The organism is Hyphomicrobium sp. MC1 (assembly GCF_000253295.1).
Lineage (GTDB): Bacteria > Pseudomonadota > Alphaproteobacteria > Rhizobiales > Hyphomicrobiaceae > Hyphomicrobium_B.
In genome coordinates this window covers 1,573,291-1,588,453 of record NC_015717.1, presented here as the reverse complement: position 1 = coordinate 1,588,453, position 15,163 = coordinate 1,573,291, and the positions used below count along the sequence as shown (strand labels likewise).

The 15,163-nt window shown below is 59.0% G+C and carries 16 protein-coding genes and 1 pseudogene; 3 read left to right on the top strand and 14 right to left on the bottom strand.

Translation table 11 applies throughout. The annotated features are described in order from the left end of the window. Positions 1-85 precede the first annotated feature (85 nt). From HYPMC_RS07750 to HYPMC_RS07715, 8 genes are all read right to left on the bottom strand, one after another. Positions 86-475: a DUF2946 family protein gene (locus HYPMC_RS07750; RefSeq protein WP_210160623.1), complete on the bottom strand. Its 390-nt coding sequence runs from the start codon at positions 473-475 to the stop codon at positions 86-88. Between the two features lie 82 nt (positions 476-557). Next, positions 558-1,241, bottom strand: a complete 684-nt coding sequence (locus HYPMC_RS07745) for a hypothetical protein (protein WP_155831206.1) — start codon at positions 1,239-1,241, stop codon at positions 558-560. A 97-nt stretch (positions 1,242-1,338) separates the two neighbouring features. After that, entirely contained in the window at positions 1,339-1,755 is a 417-nt protein-coding gene (locus HYPMC_RS07740; RefSeq protein WP_013947311.1) for a response regulator, read from the bottom strand. Positions 1,756-1,761: 6 nt separating this feature from the next. After that, positions 1,762-2,121, bottom strand: a complete 360-nt coding sequence (locus tag HYPMC_RS07735; RefSeq protein WP_244420997.1) for a response regulator — start codon at positions 2,119-2,121, stop codon at positions 1,762-1,764. 239 nt (positions 2,122-2,360) lie between these two features. Beyond that, complete coding sequence (egtD, locus tag HYPMC_RS07730; RefSeq protein ID WP_013947309.1) at positions 2,361-3,326, bottom strand: L-histidine N(alpha)-methyltransferase; 966 nt, start codon at positions 3,324-3,326, stop codon at positions 2,361-2,363. Beyond that, a complete protein-coding gene (gene egtB / locus HYPMC_RS07725) occupies positions 3,326-4,681 on the bottom strand; it encodes an ergothioneine biosynthesis protein EgtB (protein ID WP_013947308.1) in 1,356 nt (451 codons plus the stop codon). Before egtB ends, egtD begins: the two co-directional genes overlap by 1 nt. Before the next feature lie 126 nt (positions 4,682-4,807). After that, the gene (locus tag HYPMC_RS07720; RefSeq protein WP_013947307.1) at positions 4,808-5,233 is read right to left on the bottom strand and encodes a VOC family protein; all 426 of its coding nucleotides are present in this window, start codon (positions 5,231-5,233) and stop codon (positions 4,808-4,810) included. A 169-nt stretch (positions 5,234-5,402) separates the two neighbouring features. Further along, complete coding sequence (locus HYPMC_RS07715) at positions 5,403-6,269, bottom strand: NmrA family NAD(P)-binding protein (RefSeq protein WP_013947306.1); 867 nt, start codon at positions 6,267-6,269, stop codon at positions 5,403-5,405. Positions 6,270-6,383: 114 nt separating this feature from the next. Here HYPMC_RS07715 and HYPMC_RS07710 point away from each other — a divergent pair, with 114 nt between their 5' ends. Both HYPMC_RS07710 and poxB read left to right on the top strand, forming a co-directional pair. Then, positions 6,384-7,286, top strand: a complete 903-nt coding sequence (locus HYPMC_RS07710) for a LysR family transcriptional regulator (RefSeq protein ID WP_013947304.1) — start codon at positions 6,384-6,386, stop codon at positions 7,284-7,286. Positions 7,287-7,394: 108 nt separating this feature from the next. Next, positions 7,395-9,117: pseudogene (poxB, locus tag HYPMC_RS07705) on the top strand (ubiquinone-dependent pyruvate dehydrogenase). A 37-nt stretch (positions 9,118-9,154) separates the two neighbouring features. Here the strand turns inward: poxB and HYPMC_RS07700 are convergent. The 5 genes from HYPMC_RS07700 to HYPMC_RS07680 all read right to left on the bottom strand — a co-directional run bounded on the left by HYPMC_RS07700 (position 9,155) and on the right by HYPMC_RS07680 (position 14,102). Further along, the gene (locus tag HYPMC_RS07700; protein ID WP_013947301.1) at positions 9,155-10,189 is read right to left on the bottom strand and encodes an isopenicillin N synthase family oxygenase; all 1,035 of its coding nucleotides are present in this window, start codon (positions 10,187-10,189) and stop codon (positions 9,155-9,157) included. A gap of 38 nt (positions 10,190-10,227) precedes the next feature. Continuing rightward, positions 10,228-11,298: a putative urea ABC transporter substrate-binding protein gene (locus HYPMC_RS07695; RefSeq protein ID WP_013947300.1), complete on the bottom strand. Its 1,071-nt coding sequence runs from the start codon at positions 11,296-11,298 to the stop codon at positions 10,228-10,230. Then, positions 11,298-12,134 carry a hypothetical protein gene (locus HYPMC_RS07690; protein WP_013947299.1) on the bottom strand — a complete coding sequence of 279 codons (837 nt, stop codon included), beginning with the start codon at positions 12,132-12,134 and terminating at the stop codon, positions 11,298-11,300. The genes HYPMC_RS07695 and HYPMC_RS07690 overlap by 1 nt, the downstream gene beginning before the upstream one ends. A 92-nt stretch (positions 12,135-12,226) precedes the next feature. Beyond that, the gene (locus HYPMC_RS07685; protein ID WP_013947298.1) at positions 12,227-13,183 is read right to left on the bottom strand and encodes a LysR family transcriptional regulator; all 957 of its coding nucleotides are present in this window, start codon (positions 13,181-13,183) and stop codon (positions 12,227-12,229) included. Between the two features lie 13 nt (positions 13,184-13,196). Further along, a complete protein-coding gene (locus HYPMC_RS07680) occupies positions 13,197-14,102 on the bottom strand; it encodes an MBL fold metallo-hydrolase (protein WP_013947297.1) in 906 nt (301 codons plus the stop codon). 288 nt (positions 14,103-14,390) lie between these two features. Here HYPMC_RS07680 and HYPMC_RS07675 point away from each other — a divergent pair, with 288 nt between their 5' ends. Further along, on the top strand, positions 14,391-14,678 hold the full coding sequence (locus tag HYPMC_RS07675) for a hypothetical protein (RefSeq protein ID WP_013947296.1): 288 nt from the start codon (positions 14,391-14,393) through the stop codon (positions 14,676-14,678). A 35-nt stretch (positions 14,679-14,713) separates the two neighbouring features. On the opposite strand, the gene HYPMC_RS07670 is transcribed toward HYPMC_RS07675, so the two are convergent. Continuing rightward, positions 14,714-15,016 (bottom strand): hypothetical protein, encoded by a 303-nt coding sequence (locus HYPMC_RS07670; RefSeq protein WP_013947295.1) that lies wholly within the window; start codon positions 15,014-15,016, stop codon positions 14,714-14,716. Positions 15,017-15,163: the final 147 nt, after the last annotated feature.

The window sequence follows — 15,163 nt, the reverse complement described above, 5'->3', positions numbered from 1 at the left end:
CCTTATGGGCAGCGATACGAGACCGGCACCCTTTGGCGACAGTCTTGCGCGCGTAGAGCTTGATGTCTGCTGAACGCTCGGACGCTCAGGCACGCAGCGATGGCGGACCGCGATTGAGAAGCCGGTCGGGCCGGCGGTCGAGAACGTGCGCCTCTGCCGTCTCCGAGACGACGCGCATGGATGTGGCGCGCAGAGGAACATTGAGACCTGGATCGCTTAAAACGCCGAAGTGTAGCGCCGCCAAGCCTGAGCAAATGGGGCAATGCTTCCGTGGGACCGACTTACCGTCATCGGACCAGGGAGCCGTCCTGGTTCCACTCTGGCCGCAAATGACGACCCCGCCGCCGTTGGCTCGCATCGACGTCAGCGCGACAGATGTGATGTGGACCGCTAGAACCCACGCGTTCAAAGCAGCGCCCAGGATGGCAAGGGCGCCGACGAGCATTCGAAACCGCTGGATACGTCGTATCGTCATGCCGCTACTAGCAGCATTTGCGCACCGATTAATCAATGCCTGGAATGCGCCGAGCCGAAAAACCGGACGCATCCGCCTTCGATCACTGCGCGCTCGGAGCTGACCGACGGCCGCCGCGAGCCATCGCCAAGCCGCCGGCCGATGCCCCAAAGATAAAACAGCCGAGCAGGATTCCGAGCGGATTGAAGGTCATATCGGCCCACATCGGCATGATGATCTGCGCGGTGTTAAAAGGCTCAAAGCTGTTGCTGCAAATTTCGAGCGCAGTCGCATCTTCCAGCATCGCGAGATTGATCTGGTCAGCCAGCGCGTCGGCCTTCGCGCGCGTGTCGTCCGCTCGCTGAAGCCGCTCCAAAAGCAACTTGGTCGCGGCAAGATATGCGTGCGAGCATTCGTTGAACGGGCTGGCCTCGTCGGAAATGCTTCCCGGCACCAAGCCCCAGAGACAGTACGCCAGCTGCAGGTTAACGAAATTCTGGAGCGTTCGAGCTTCGAGGCTTGGACGGACTTGGCGGTTCGCAAGGCTCATGATTGCCGATTGATACCGCGTCAGCACGTGCAACTGTCCGTGCGTAAGATTCGGGATCGAGATACCAGAAGTTTTGTCCGTGCTCTTGCGGGGATGGTGCGCCTCGGCCGGGCAAGTGGCCGCGAGTATCAGACCGACGGTAGCCAGAAAGACGGATAATCCCGCAGCCCACGATCCCGCATACCACGGCGCTTTCGGGAGCGCGTGCGTGCTAACAGTGCAACTGGTCTGAACCACGGCCGATTCCACCTCGCTTGCCACCAGCCGATAGCAACACGCGATGGCAAGAAATGCAACGCGGCCAATTTGTTAACGGTGGATCAAGCCTTTACGCTCACTGCGGCTCAGTGGATTGCGCAAGCGCGAGCAAGCGGCGAATATAGTCTTCGACGGCCTGTGGCTCATACGGCTTTTTCAGATGCGGCCCCTCTTCGCAAAGCTTTCCGGCCGCAGCGGATGCGCTCTTGGGAGAACCTGCCATTACGATTTTGGTCTGATGACGGTTGCTCCGCACCCACCGGGTCAGCGCGAACCCATCGAGCGCCCCTGAAACATCGACGGCACTGAAAATTACGTCAACCCGAATGTGACTGCGATCAAGCACAAGCAGTGCTTCATCGCTCGTCGACGCCTCAATGACGCGATACCCGCACTCACGAAGGTATCCCGCAATCGCCATCCGCACGAGCACGGCACCTTCAACGACAAGGACCGTCGCGAGAGTTTTCTGTTTGGTCGCTTGTTCAATCACTCCCCTCTAACGACCGTGGGAATGGCCCTGTTCCGTCTCGGGAAGCAACTTTCGGACGCATTGGATCAACTCGACGAAACGCACCGGTTTCGTAAAACAGGCATCGAATTCGACCGGACTTCCAGCACGAATTTCCGTGGAAATGAGAACGATTTTGATCGAAGGGAACTGACTGCGTGTCCAGTTGGCCAGCGCTATACCATCGACATTTCCGGGCATGCGAATATCGGTCAACAGCAAGCCGATGTCGTCGACGCTCGACAACAGCGTTATCGCCTCGTCCCCGGTCGCGGCCTCGATAACATTGTATCCGGAAGCCCGAAGCTCCTCCGCCAGATGCAGCCGGATAAGAACTTCGTCTTCCACGACCAATATCGAACGCTGTGCCAGGACCTGGCCCTTTCCTGCGGGCGCCGGTTCGATTTTGCGTCTCCCTTCCCCCATACGACCTTAAATGGCCCAGAACCGCATTGGTTCCCGATCCAGGCCACCGGTTTCCGATTATACGTCGCGCTCCGAAGACGCAAGGCCACGCCACCTCCATCGTTCAATGGCGGCAGCAAAGACGGGGGACATCGGCAATGCAACAAATCTCTGCCTGACGATCAGACGAGTTCGTGCACACTGAAACGATTGGCTTCATCGGTCCAGACACGTTCTGCGTGCCACCCTGCACGCACTGCCAGATCGCGGAATTCCGGAATGGTATATTTGTAGGAATTCTCCGTGTGAATGCTCTCGCCTTCGCGAAAATGAAACACCCTTCCGCACACGGCCACATCTTGCGCACGATCGCTGACGACGTGCATCTCGATCCGGCCTGCATCCGAATTATAGATGGCACGATGCCTGAACGCGCCCAGATCGAACGTGCCGCCAAGCTCACGATTGATGCGTGACAGCAAATTCAAATTGAAAGCCGCCGTAACACCTGCATCGTCGTCATAAGCGCGGGTGAGCGTCTGCTCGTCCTTCTTCAGATCGACGCCGATGACCAGCCGTCCGCGCTTGCCCAGAACACGCTTGAAGCCAGCGAGCAACCCCTCGGCCTCCTCCGGCGCCAAATTGCCAATCGTCGAGCCTGGGAAAAAGCCAACCGCGCGACGCCCGGAAAGATCGCGTGGCAGACCTTTCATCTCGGAAAAATTTGCCACCAGCGGCCGTACTTCGAGCGACGGATAGCGCAGAGCAAGACGCACCACCGCATCTGCCAATGCCGTTTCCGATACGTCGATAGGCACGTAGACGATATCAGCATCGACACAATCCAGCAGGATCTCAGTTTTCAAGCTCGAACCCGAGCCGAATTCGACAAAGAGATTGCCGTCCGAAAAATCGGCCACGAGATCGCAGGCTGCAACCCGGAGAATCTGCGCTTCCGTTCGAGTCGGATAGTATTCGGGAAGACGCGTGATTTCCTCAAACAGCAAGCTCCCCCGCGCGTCGTAGAAATAACGGCACGGAAGCTCCTTTTGAAGGAGCGACAGCCCCTCGATCACCGCACTGGCAAATTCTCCGTCGGCTTTCGAAACGTCTGTCGGCGACCGTTCAAGGGTCGGAATGTAGCGCATCAATCGATCTCCGCTGCCAGGCGCAAGCCGAGGTACTGCCAGCGCTGATGAGGATAGAAGAAATTGCGGTAGGTCGGCCGCGAGTGCCCGGCGGGCGTCACGCAGGACGAGCCGCGCAGCACGTGCTGACCGACCATGAACTTGCCGTTGTATTCACCGATCGCTCCCTCTGGAGGCCGATAGCCCGGATACGCGAGATAAGCACTCGCGGTCCACTGCCAGACCTCACCGAAGAGTTGCCGCGGCGGCGACGCGCCGTTTCCGACCGGATCCGCCACACACGGACGATAGACATCCGCATTTCGTGCCGGCATCTCGGGATGCGCACGCGCAACGGCCTCCCATTCGAACTCGGTCGGCAGTCGCTTGCCAGCCCAGCGCGCAAAGGCATCCGCTTCGTAATATGACACATGCGCGACGGGCTCAGCGGGCACGACCGGCCGCAAACCCTGCAGCGACATCTGCGCCCAACCTGCATCCGTCTTGTGCCAATAGAGCGGACTGTCCCACGCCTCGCGATTGACGGTCATCCAGCCGTCAGCAAGCCAGAGCGATGCGGTCTGGTAGCCACCATCTTCGATGAATGCCAGCCATTCGGCATTCGAAACAAGCCGATCCGCGAGCTTGAATGGCCGAACGAGCGCATCATGAGGCGGAAGCTCGTTGTCCCAGCTATACCCCTCGCCACCGTGTCCGATCGAGATTATACCGCCGTCAATGTCGAGCCACCCCAGCGCATCGGGCGCCTTGGCATCGGTTTGCGTAGGCCCCGCTTGATAGGCCGGATGCAACGGATTTGCTGCAAAGAGAGCAAGAATATCGGTAAGCAACAGCTCCTGATGCTGTTGCTCGTGGTTGATCCCTATTTCGAGAAGTCGGGCAATCTCGCCGTTTTGCGCGTCGTCCCTGGCAAGAAGGCGCTGAAGCGCTTCATCGACGTGCTGGCGATACGCTAGAACGCGCTCAGCAGAAGGTCGGGTCAGCAACCCGCGGCGCGCCCTCGGATGCCTCGGCCCAAGCGCCTCATAATAAGAGTTGAAGCAATAATTGAAGTCGTCGTCGAAGATGCGATAGCCGTCGAGATGCTGCACGAGCACGAAGTTTTCGAAGAACCACGTCACGTGCGCCAAATGCCATTTCGTCGGACTGGCGTCGTCCGAAGCCTGAACGGTCATATCCTCCGTCGACAGAGGCTCGGCGAGCTTTAAAGAATGGTTGCGTGTATCGAACAGGCGTTCGGCGAGACTTGTTCCGGTTGCCCTGCTCTCCTGGCCACGCTTCGGCGATGCCGATGCGAAGCCACTGCCTTGACTATCCGGTCGGTCGAAGCTGGCATGGTTCGGCGTGAATGGCATGATGTCCCATCCCCTAGCACATACGTGCGGCCCCTCGTTCCGGATTTGGTCGTCCGAAACGCGTCGCCACACAAATTGGTTCCAAGATTGCAGCGTCAATAGAAGGCTGTCGTTACGAATTGACGCTTACGTCTTCCTCTTGCGTTTCTTCTCTTTCTCTTCGCCGTATTTCATGCCCTCGAGCTTAATGCCGTCGGGATCGAGGAAAAAAACGGCATAATAGTCGTCGTAATATACGTCAGCCGGGTCCACGATCGTTACATGGTGGCGCCGTAAATAGTCTTGAAGGTCATCGACATCCTTCCGGCTCCGGAGTTCAAACGCATAATGATGGAGACCGACATCTCCGGTCCGGTGCTTATGGGCAGCACCCTTGGCATCCGCTTGCCCGATCCAATACCGCGTTTTTCCGTTGGTCCACCCCATAGCGTCTTCATATTCGTCGAGCACATCCAGCCCGAGAAAATCGAACAGCCCGCTATAGAAAGACTTGGAGCGGGCAAAATCGCTCACACGCACCGAAATATGGTCGATCCCGACAAACCGCGCCATTCCGTCATTCCCGCATCGAGAGACCGGACATGCGTCCACCCCCGCTAAACCATGCCTGCTGAACGCTAAAGACACGCTCGGGTTCCAAATAACAACACCGTCGGCGCGACCGGCCTGCCTAACGACGAAAGGCAGGCCCAATTTCCTAAATATTGGGGTCTGAACCGCTTCAGCCGACTGCAGAGGTCAACCCAGCCAGCACGCTGGACAAACCTGTCGGGCCTTTCTCTATGCTTAACGGTTTGCCCTCAAACTGGATCCAGCCCTCGTTGAAACCGTCGAGCATCTGCATCCGTGGTATCGGGTCCTTCATGCCTTGCGATTTGAAGAGAGAGCCCCATGTCTCTCGCGGCACGGCTTCTGCGCGAACAGGCCGCTCCAGAATGCTCGCAAATGCAGCTGCGACGTCGTTGGGGCTGTAGCGTCGTTCCGCTTCGAGTTCGACAATTCGACGGCCTTCCCAGTGCTCTTGGATGAGCTTCGCCGCCAGCCGGCCGATATCGACGGTCGCTATCATCGGAACGGGCTTATCGAGTGGTTGCAAAAAGGACTTGAAGACACCCGTGTCTCTCGCCGCTGCGATATCCCAGGCAAAGTTCTCCATGAACCAGGCCGGCCGCAGAAACGTGACAGGCATCGGCAGCGCGCTCAACGCCTCTTCCATCAACGTTCGCTGCGTGAGCAGATTGGGCTGCCGCGCTTGTGCACCGATCGTTGAGAGACAGACGACGCGAGCAGGACGCGCCGCATTCAAAGCTTGCATTACGGCAGAGATAACCGCACGCGCCTCGGGAAAGCCGGGAGAGGGATCAAACGCGTTGGGCGGCAGAATGAAAACACCTTCCGCACCCATGAAGGCTTTGGCGAGCGCGTCGGCGTCTTCCATCGTCGCGATCGCGACATCGCACCCTTTTGCGGCCCACGCCGCACCTTTTTCGGCGTTTCGCACGACGGCCCGAACAGGTAGTCCCGCATCAAGCAGTGCTTGCGCCATCGCGCCGCCGACTTGCCCGGTAATTCCAGTGATTGCATACATAGCTCTTGGCTCCAGATCGAATGACCCGCGCCAAAGATCTCATGCGGTAGGCCGTTGACTGAAGTGCGCTCTTGTCCACATATTGTTGATTGTAAATCAACGGACAGAGGTGCAATGCCGTTCGACGGACGCTTGCTCTCCGGCGTATCGGTTCTCGCCGCAGTCGTCGAAGGCGGTAGCTTCGCTCGAGCGGCGGACGCGCTCGGCATCACAACATCGGGCGTCAGCCGCGCGGTATCTCGCCTCGAAGCGCGTATTGGCGCCCGCCTCCTGGACCGCACGACGCGCTCCGTTTCGCTCACCGACGAAGGACGCCGGTTCTACGAGCAGGTGAAACCGAGCCTCGCCAACATCGAGGACGCAGCGACTATCGCATCGGGCTCTACAAACGTCGTGCGCGGCCGCCTGCGCGTGAACATCGATCCCGTCGTTTCGCAACTCATCTTGCCGGGGCGGCTCGGTAAATTCCTCGACCTTTATCCCGACTTATCGCTCGATTGTGTGACACGCGAACAGATCGGCGATCTCGTTGCCGACGGAATCGATGTTGCGGTTCGCTTCGGAGATCTTCCCGATTCATCTCTAATTGTACGCAAGCTTGTGGACCTCCAGGTGATTACGGTTGCAGCTCCGAGCTATCTGAAACGCCGCGGCCGTCCTCGAACGCCAAGCGATCTTGCTGCTGGCCATGCCTGTATCGACTACCGCGATCCGATCACGCGGCAGCCCTTCGACTGGGAATTTCACAAAGGGCGCAAGATTCAGACCGTGAAAACGAAAAGCCGCTTATTGCTCGGTGATGCATCAACAATGTTGACCGAATGTCTCGCAGGAACTGGCATCGCCCAAGTCTTTACCGTCGTCGCCAAAGATCACATTAAAAGCGGTAAGCTGATCGAACTCTTCCCCGATTGGGCCGATGAGCGCTTTCCGCTAAATGCCTACTACCCCTCGCGTCACCATCCAGCAGCGAAGGTGCGCGCCTTCGTAGACTACATCGTGAAGGCAGTTCGTTGACGAGTCGGCGCTCGTCGTGAAAGAGCCTTCTAAATGCAACGCCACGTTAATCGCCGATCGCTTGTCTTCGACGATCCCAACTGATGCCGAAATCTCCGGAGGTGAAGAATGGCACGAATTGCGGCGGACTTTCTGACCGAGACATTGCAGCAGGCCGGCATCAAGCGCGTCTACGGCGTGGTCGGAGATTCCCTCAACGGCTTCACGGATTCTCTCCGCCGCCACGGCACCATCGAATGGGTGCACATGCGCCACGAAGAAGCGGCAGCATTTGCGGCCGGCGCCGAAGCGCAGCTGACGGGTGAGCTCGCGGCTTGCTGCGGCAGCTGCGGACCAGGCAACCTGCATCTCATCAACGGCCTGTATGATTGTCATCGCAGCCGCGTACCCGTGCTGGCCATCGCCGCACACTTGCCCAGTAGCGAGCTTGGCATCGATTATTTCCAAGCCACGCATCCCGAGATCCTCTTCCGGGAATGCAGCCATTTCGTCGAACTCGTGTCGAACCCGAACCAACTGCCGCAAATTCTCGAACGCGCCATGCGCGTCGCCGTCGCCAAAAAAGGCGTTGCGGTCGTGGTGCTACCCGGCGACATCGCCCTCATGCCGCTCGCGACACCGGCACCAAAGTGGACCTCACCGAAGCCGCCCCGTTGTGCTTCCCAACCCGTCGGATATCGAAAGCCTGGCGAAGCTCCTCAACGGCTCTTCGAAAATCACGCTGCTCTGCGGCGCTGGTTGCGCTGGCGCGCACGACGAAGTTATCCAACTGGCCGAGCGCCTCAAAGCCCCGATCGTGCACGCCCTGCGCGGCAAGGAATACATTGAATACGATAATCCCTACGATGTCGGAATGACCGGCTTCCTCGGCTTCACGTCGGGGTATTTCGCGATGGAAAGCTGCGACACGCTCCTGATGCTCGGCACGGACTTTCCCTACCGCCAGTTCCTCCCTCACCACGCTCGTGTTGCCCAGATCGACATTCGCCCGGAAGCACTCGGCAATCGCACACCAATCGAGATCGGCCTCCTCGGCGACCTCAAGGAAACGATCAAAACGCTGCTGCCGAAGCTCACCGTCCATGACGACCGCAAGCATCTCGATGATGCGCTCGAAAGCTACAAAACGGCCCGTCGCGATCTCGACGCCCTCGCCGACGAAAACGAGAAGAGCACGATTATCCATCCGCAATTCGTAACGCGCGTGGTGAGCGAAGTCGCAGCCGACGACGCGATTTTTACCTGCGATGTCGGCACGCCGACCGCTTGGGCCGCACGCTACCTCAAGATGAATGGCAAGCGCCGCCTGTTGGGGTCGTTCAATCATGGCTCGATGGCCAACGCCATGCTGCAAGCCATCGGCGCGCAATCGGCATTCCCGAAGCGCCAGGTTGTATCGCTGTCCGGCGACGGCGGTTATACGATGATGATGGGCGACTTCATCACTCTGATCCAGAGTAAATTGCCGGTGAAAGTCATCGTACTGAATAACGGCACGCTAGGCTTCGTTGAGATCGAGATGAAAGCCGCGGGCTTTCCCGATACAGGCTGCGATTTGAAGAATCCTGACTTCGCCGCAACCGCACGAGCAATGGGCGTCAAAGGCATTCGCGTCGAGCGCCCGCAGGATTTACGCAGTGCAATAACCGAAGCCTTCAATCATGACGGCCCCGCACTCGTCGATGTCGTCAGCGCTCGTCAGGAAATGATCATGCCGCCAAAGGCGACGCTCGCCGAAGCGACGCACTTCAGCATGTTCATGCTAAAAGCTGTTCTGGACGGCCGCGCCAAGCAGCTGATCGACCTTGCGAAGGTCAACATCACCCGCTAGCCGCGACCGCCCGTAAAACGCAGGAAGCGCGCCGCGCTCAGTATTTCTGACGCGCTTCCTGCCCGAACGACGACAATGGCGCCGATCCCTCGGGCAATGTGATTTCGCCGCGCGCCCGGCGCTCCTTCAGATACGTGAAGCTCTGCATCGTCTGCGCGAAGAGATGCTCGCCAGCCTTGAGCGACTGCTTCTGAGGCGCGTCGCCCGCAACATAACGCGGCAGCGGAGCCACGACCGTGTCGTAGTCGGCAGCAAAGAACAGCGGGAACGAGTAGCGCTCTGCCGGCACCTTGCGCACGCGGTGCGAAGTGGCAGCAAATTCGCCGTTCGTCCAGATTTCCATCATATCGCCGATGTTGACGACGTAGGCACCCGGAACCGGCGGCGCGTCGATCCACTCACCCTTGCCGTTCATCACCTCGAGGCCGGGACACGTGGCCCTCAACAGCGTGAAGCACTCGTAGTCCGTGTGCGCGCCGATGCCCGGACGGTCTTCGGCACTCGAGTCGAAGGGATAATGGATCAAGCGCAACTGGCTCGGCGGCTTGGTCACGTATTGATCGAAGAACGTCGGCTCCTCACCGATCGCCATCGCAAATCCGCGCAGCAGCACGCGACCGAGTGCGAAAACGGCGCTGTAGTAGTCGTCGACCGCCTTCGCAAAGCCCGGCAGTTCGGGCCATTGATTTGGCCCGAGCAGCGGATTACCGGCAACGTAATCCGGATCGTCCGAGGGCAAATCGATCGAGAGGTCGTAGGCCTCTTTCTTGTCTTTCGAACCTGAGGCGAAGACTTCTTCGCCTTCAGGAACGTAACCACGATGATTGCGCGAATTGCCGATATAGACCTTCATCTTCTCTTCGTAAGGCAGCGCGAAGAAGCGCTTGGTCGCATCGAGAACGCCCTCGAAGAGGGCCTCATCTACGCCACCACCAGTGACGTAGACGAAGCCGACGTTGCGGGCCGCTTTGCCAAGCTCTTCCGCAACCACCATCTGCTCGGCGGGCGTGCCCGTACGAAGCTTGGTGACATCGACGATCGGAATACTCGAGAAGTTACCTGCCGTGCTCATCTCTTTCCTCTTAAAGCTAGCGACCACGCCAATTATTTTCAGAGCTTCTTGTCAGCCAATAGCTGCATGTACGTATCGTCGAGCCGCAGCTTGACATTCGATGCATCGCCGAGCGTCTTGCCGGGAAGGGCAATACCGATCGCGTCCTTCGACTTGGCGCCGGTTCCCATCAGCTGCTGATCGAAACAGAACGTGCGGACAAGGTCCATGGCCTTGACCATGTCGGGCGACCGGACCGACGCCGCGCCAGCTGCGGGATCGTAATAGAACGCCGTCGTCTCGATCTGCGAATTGAGGCTATCGACGCTCGTGCCCGAGAGATCGGCCATGAACTTGCGGGCTTCCTTGCTCTTCTCGTCGTTCGCCTTGATGACTGCGAGCGTCTCGAACCACGCACCCGTCAGCGCCTTCCCGAGTTCGGGATGCTCTTTCAGCGTTTGGGTGTTGACGAGCAGCGCATCGACCAGTTCGCCCGGCATCTCTGAAGATTGATAGACGACGCTGACATTCGGCAATTTCTTCAGCTGTATGAAGGCGGGATTCCACGCGACGACCGCGTCCACATCATCGGTCTGGAAGGCCGCCACGAAATCGGCGTCGGAAATGTTCTGTAGCTTGGCGTCCTTGAGATCCATGCCGTGAGTTTCAAACGCCCGCGCCAGCATGTAGTGCGAAACCGAATACTGAACGAGATTGATCCGCTTGCCCTTGAGATCGGCGAACGTCTTGTTCGCACCCTTCAACACGATGCCGTCATTGCCGTTCGAATAATCACCGAGGATCGGAATGGTCGTATCGACACCGCCGACCGCTGGGATGGTCAGCGCGTCCATCGTTGTCGCCGCGACGGCGTCGACCTTGCCGCCCGTGTATTGATTGATCGACTCGATATAGTCGTTAACCTGCACCAACTCGATGTTGATGCCGTATTTCTTCGCCCATTTCTGCAAGATCCCGGCGTGCTGCGCATAGGGCCACGGCATATATCCGGTATAGATCGACCAAGCGACTTTAAATGTCGGCTCGGCCGCGCGTGCTGGGTGCATGGATGCCGCAAAAAGAACGGCGACGGTACAAAGTACGAGTCGAAGCATTGAACGCATGGCCATCAGGCACTCCCTGTCATCGAGCGGAAAATGGAAAGCGCTCCTTCGTCGTGTCCCTGCCCTGGAATGTTTTGTTGTTCCGCGCCGACATCGAGGTCGGCAATCGTCCATCGCCGTGCAAACGGCTCACCGGCCGAAGACACGTCGTGAATGGTCAAGCTGCGTCCGTCACCATAGCCCTCAGGTGCGAGATCGGCCCCGATACGGAACGGCAGACTCGATCGTCCGATCAGCCACTTCCCATCGCGCACCCGGCCGAGCGAAATTTCGCAATCGAGCATCGCCCTGGCAGCATCCGGCGATGACGTATTGACAAGATCGGCCAGCGAACCACCGTGCGGCAGCACAACCGCGCGGTTTCGCACATACATGAAGATTTCGCCGACCCTGACGAGAAAACCGTCGATGCCGGTTTCATCGCGCATCCGAATGGCGAAGTGCGGATTGATGTTCGGCGACGTGTGATGCCAATGCTCAATGTAAGGGATGTCCCGGCCGCGCTCGATCAGGACGCCGTCTGCGAACGAAAGATAACCAGCGTCTGCCGCGTCGCTCGAGCACTGAAAATCAATCGCACGACGCCATTCGAAGGCCTCTCCTGAAAGGACGAAAATCCCGGCAAATCCTTCCTGTCGGGAAAGCCACTCGAAATGCTGGGAGTCGAGATGGTTAAGACAGGAGACGCCGTCAAACGATGGGCGATCGGCCGGCTGCCTGAGATCCGCAAACATCGTCGGTCCCTGGAGCCACGCGACGAACGTGGTGCGATCCTCCCGCCCGTCAGGCCACGCAATGAGCGAGCGCTCCCACAGACCAAGCGTATCTTTGATTTCGACCATCTGCGTATCTCCGATGACAAAAGACTGTCATCGAAGACCGAGCCTCAGAAGCCGTTGAGTGCAGATACGAGCCATAGATTTGATCTATGGCTCTATGCCTCGTCCGAATCCTCCGGATCGGCGTCTTTCACGTGCATTTCGATCATGTCGAGAAGCGCCCGCGCGGGCGGACTGAGGCTTTCATCGCGAGTGACAAGATAGACCGGATAAGTCGGCAGGACGTCCGGGTGCAGCATCGGCCAAAGCTCGCCCGCCTCCACGGCCTCGGCCGCGACGACCGTCGGTAGAAAGCCGATGCCGATGCCGATCTGAATGAGCCGTTTGACTTCATGCAGCGTTTCGGCGGACCCGCCCGAGCGTTCACCTAAGCGGTGGCGTTGGCGGAAAGCGGCAAGTTCGGCCGGCTCATCTTCTCCGGTCAAGACAAACGTCTCGTCGGCAACGCTCTCTGGCGAAACCGGCGCAGCACCGAAGGCTGGATGCGCCTTGCCGCAATAAAGCTGTTGCCATTCGCGCATCAATGGTCGATGGCGTAGTTCCATGCCGGTCGCCGCGTCGCAGGCAATGCCAATATCGGCGCTGCCATCCTTCACCGACAAAACCACGTCGCGCCACGGTGAAATGTCGAAACGGATTTCGACTTCCGGATTGAGCTGATGGAATGCCACCATCGCCCGATCGAATGCCGGAGCGACGAGATCCGAAATCACGCGCAACGTCACGACGCCTTGCAGTCGACCCGAAGACTGCGCGACGTCACCCGGCATACCGGAAATCAGAATTTCGATCTCTGCTGCGGATTTTAGAAGCGACCGCCCGGCAGGCGTCAGCGCGACACCGCGGGCAGAGCGCACAAAGAGCGGTGCACCGACATGATCTTCAAGCCGCTTCAGCCCGGCGCTGATCGTCGGTTGTTGCTTGTTCAGTGTCCGCGCCGCCGTGCTGATCCCCCCTGAACGCACGATATCGAGAAAGAGCCGCACGAGGTTCCAATCGAGATTGCGCGCGAATTGCTGCCCCTTCCTCGATATGCGCGGCCCGCTTGCCATCGTCCGTCCTCGCTTACGCCGATGCTTCGGGCCGAAGCACCAGGACCTTCGCGACATTCCCGCGATGGACGGCCTCATACGGTTCGAAGAACGTTACGGCCCCGCTGGCAAGCGCTTCAGGAATAAAATCTGGCAGTGCGACCGAAGCCAACCGCTCGTCATGGGGCACTTGAAGAAGCCGCTCGACATACGTTTGCGTCGCCTCGATCAGGCCCCGATCGTAGCCCTCGCCCATGATCCGCTCCCTCGCGCCATGGTTCGGCAGAATGCGCGAGAAATCCCACGCCGACATACGCTCCAGATCAGTCAAATGCTGCGCGAGCCGATCCGGCTCGACGACATACGTCACCGTGTCTTCCAGCGTATCGCCCACCAGCAAAGTCTCATCGCCGGGCAGGAACATCGCCACACCGTCGCTGCTGTGGATGTCGAGCGGACGTAATTCGATGCCAACGTTGCCGCACGTCAGATCCAAGCCGCCATAGAAAATCGTTGTCGGCATCACCAGCGGCGCGATCGCCGGCAATCCATCGTGCGTTCCAGCCTCGATAGCTGCCCTATGTTCGGACAACAGACGCGCAGTCTTTGCACACGCTATGATCTCACAATCATCGAAGACGGCGTTTCCGGCGACATGATCCAGATGCCAGTGGCTCAGCACGATGCGGATGTCCCGAACTCCACGCGCTTCCAGAATGTTGCGAATGTCCCGCGCATGCGCGATTGACAGATGCGTATCGTAAACGACCGCACTCGCCCCATCGACGACGGCATAGCTGCAAATGCCGAGCGCAAACCCTCCGTCATCGAGCCAATTCGGCGCGTCCGAATAATAACGCACGCCCGAAATGCGCCCGTCGTAAAATCCGAGCAAATGTTCGCCGAGATCCAAGACCGAGAGTTTCGTCAATTGTTCCATTGGTACCGCTCGTCCTGCGCCGCTGGAGACTGAAGGGCTGTCCCGACCGTATCTTTCCGCGGGAAAGTGTAGCATCTGCCCGCCGGGCGGCCCGATGCCATCGCGGCGACATAATCACGCTCGCTTTCCCTATGCCAGGGTAGGGCGTGCAAGAGAGGGATGGGCCGTGGTAACGTCCGCGCCGCCAGCGCACTTTCTCTCTTGTGCGATGACAAGGGCGAACGGCGGGAATGGACGCAGCGCAGCCGGAATCGGCGCGGCCCGCGTCCTTCGAGACTGGAGGGTGATATGCCGAACTTTGGAATTCCGCGCCGGGCTGCGGCTAACGATTTGAGGGCGGACACCCCTCCCCCATTGAACTGGAAACGCGGCCTGTTTCGCGTTTGGATCCTGGTCTCGGCAGGCTGGATCATGGGCTGGACGATCTACCTGCTGCTTGAGGGCGTACAAGGCAGCCTCACCACGCGCGGTGATTTCGTCGAAGTTCCGATTTTGCTTTTCGCGCCCCCGATTGCCCTCTGGCTATTCGGCCATGCCGCAGCTTGGGCCATCAAAGGCTTCGAGGCGGAACGATAAACAGAGCGCCGGACGCCAGCGCGCGCTGGAGCGGACTATGCTCTCGCGCGTTCGGACGAGCCGCTCGTCTTCCAGAACCGATGCGCCCGCTGTTCCTCTTCCCGCGCATTACCCAACGCGATGTGATCGTTGAGTGTCTTGGCGTCCTTGATGACGTCGTTCCAGGTCAGATTGGCCGCTTTCAGCATTTCCGAGGCTTTCGCTGCGGCTGACGCACGCTCGCCTTCATTGGGGGACGCCAGCATGCCACAAAGCTTCATGAAGCGCGGGACATCGAAAGTCTCCTGACGCGGCTCGACTGTCTCAGTCGGTTCGCTACGTCGACGCCACTTGGCCATAATACCCTCTGAACTCGTACCCGACGTACTTCTACGCTTTGTTTTGAGATTGCGAAAGCAAACTCCTAGCCGCCCATTTTCACCTAAAATAGGCAATGTCCGATCGCCCGGCCAGCGATCTCGCAGCAATTGCACGTTCGACCAAGA

Excerpts from the sequence above, each read along its gene's own strand:
- HYPMC_RS07750 (WP_210160623.1), bottom strand. The coding sequence starts at position 475 with ATGACGATACGACGTATCCAGCGGTTTCGAATGCTCGTCGGCGCCCTT.
- egtD (WP_013947309.1), bottom strand. The coding sequence starts at position 3,326 with ATGCGCTACATTCCGACCCTTGAACGGTCGCCGACAGACGTTTCGAAA.
- egtB (WP_013947308.1), bottom strand. The coding sequence starts at position 4,681 with ATGCCATTCACGCCGAACCATGCCAGCTTCGACCGACCGGATAGTCAA.
- HYPMC_RS07720 (WP_013947307.1), bottom strand. The coding sequence starts at position 5,233 with ATGGCGCGGTTTGTCGGGATCGACCATATTTCGGTGCGTGTGAGCGAT.
- HYPMC_RS07715 (WP_013947306.1), bottom strand. The coding sequence starts at position 6,269 with ATGTATGCAATCACTGGAATTACCGGGCAAGTCGGCGGCGCGATGGCG.
- HYPMC_RS07710 (WP_013947304.1), top strand. The coding sequence starts at position 6,384 with ATGCCGTTCGACGGACGCTTGCTCTCCGGCGTATCGGTTCTCGCCGCA.
- HYPMC_RS07700 (WP_013947301.1), bottom strand. The coding sequence starts at position 10,189 with ATGAGCACGGCAGGTAACTTCTCGAGTATTCCGATCGTCGATGTCACC.
- HYPMC_RS07695 (WP_013947300.1), bottom strand. The coding sequence starts at position 11,298 with ATGGCCATGCGTTCAATGCTTCGACTCGTACTTTGTACCGTCGCCGTT.
- HYPMC_RS07690 (WP_013947299.1), bottom strand. The coding sequence starts at position 12,134 with ATGGTCGAAATCAAAGATACGCTTGGTCTGTGGGAGCGCTCGCTCATT.
- HYPMC_RS07685 (WP_013947298.1), bottom strand. The coding sequence starts at position 13,183 with ATGGCAAGCGGGCCGCGCATATCGAGGAAGGGGCAGCAATTCGCGCGC.
- HYPMC_RS07680 (WP_013947297.1), bottom strand. The coding sequence starts at position 14,102 with ATGGAACAATTGACGAAACTCTCGGTCTTGGATCTCGGCGAACATTTG.
- HYPMC_RS07675 (WP_013947296.1), top strand. The coding sequence starts at position 14,391 with ATGCCGAACTTTGGAATTCCGCGCCGGGCTGCGGCTAACGATTTGAGG.
- HYPMC_RS07670 (WP_013947295.1), bottom strand. The coding sequence starts at position 15,016 with ATGGCCAAGTGGCGTCGACGTAGCGAACCGACTGAGACAGTCGAGCCG.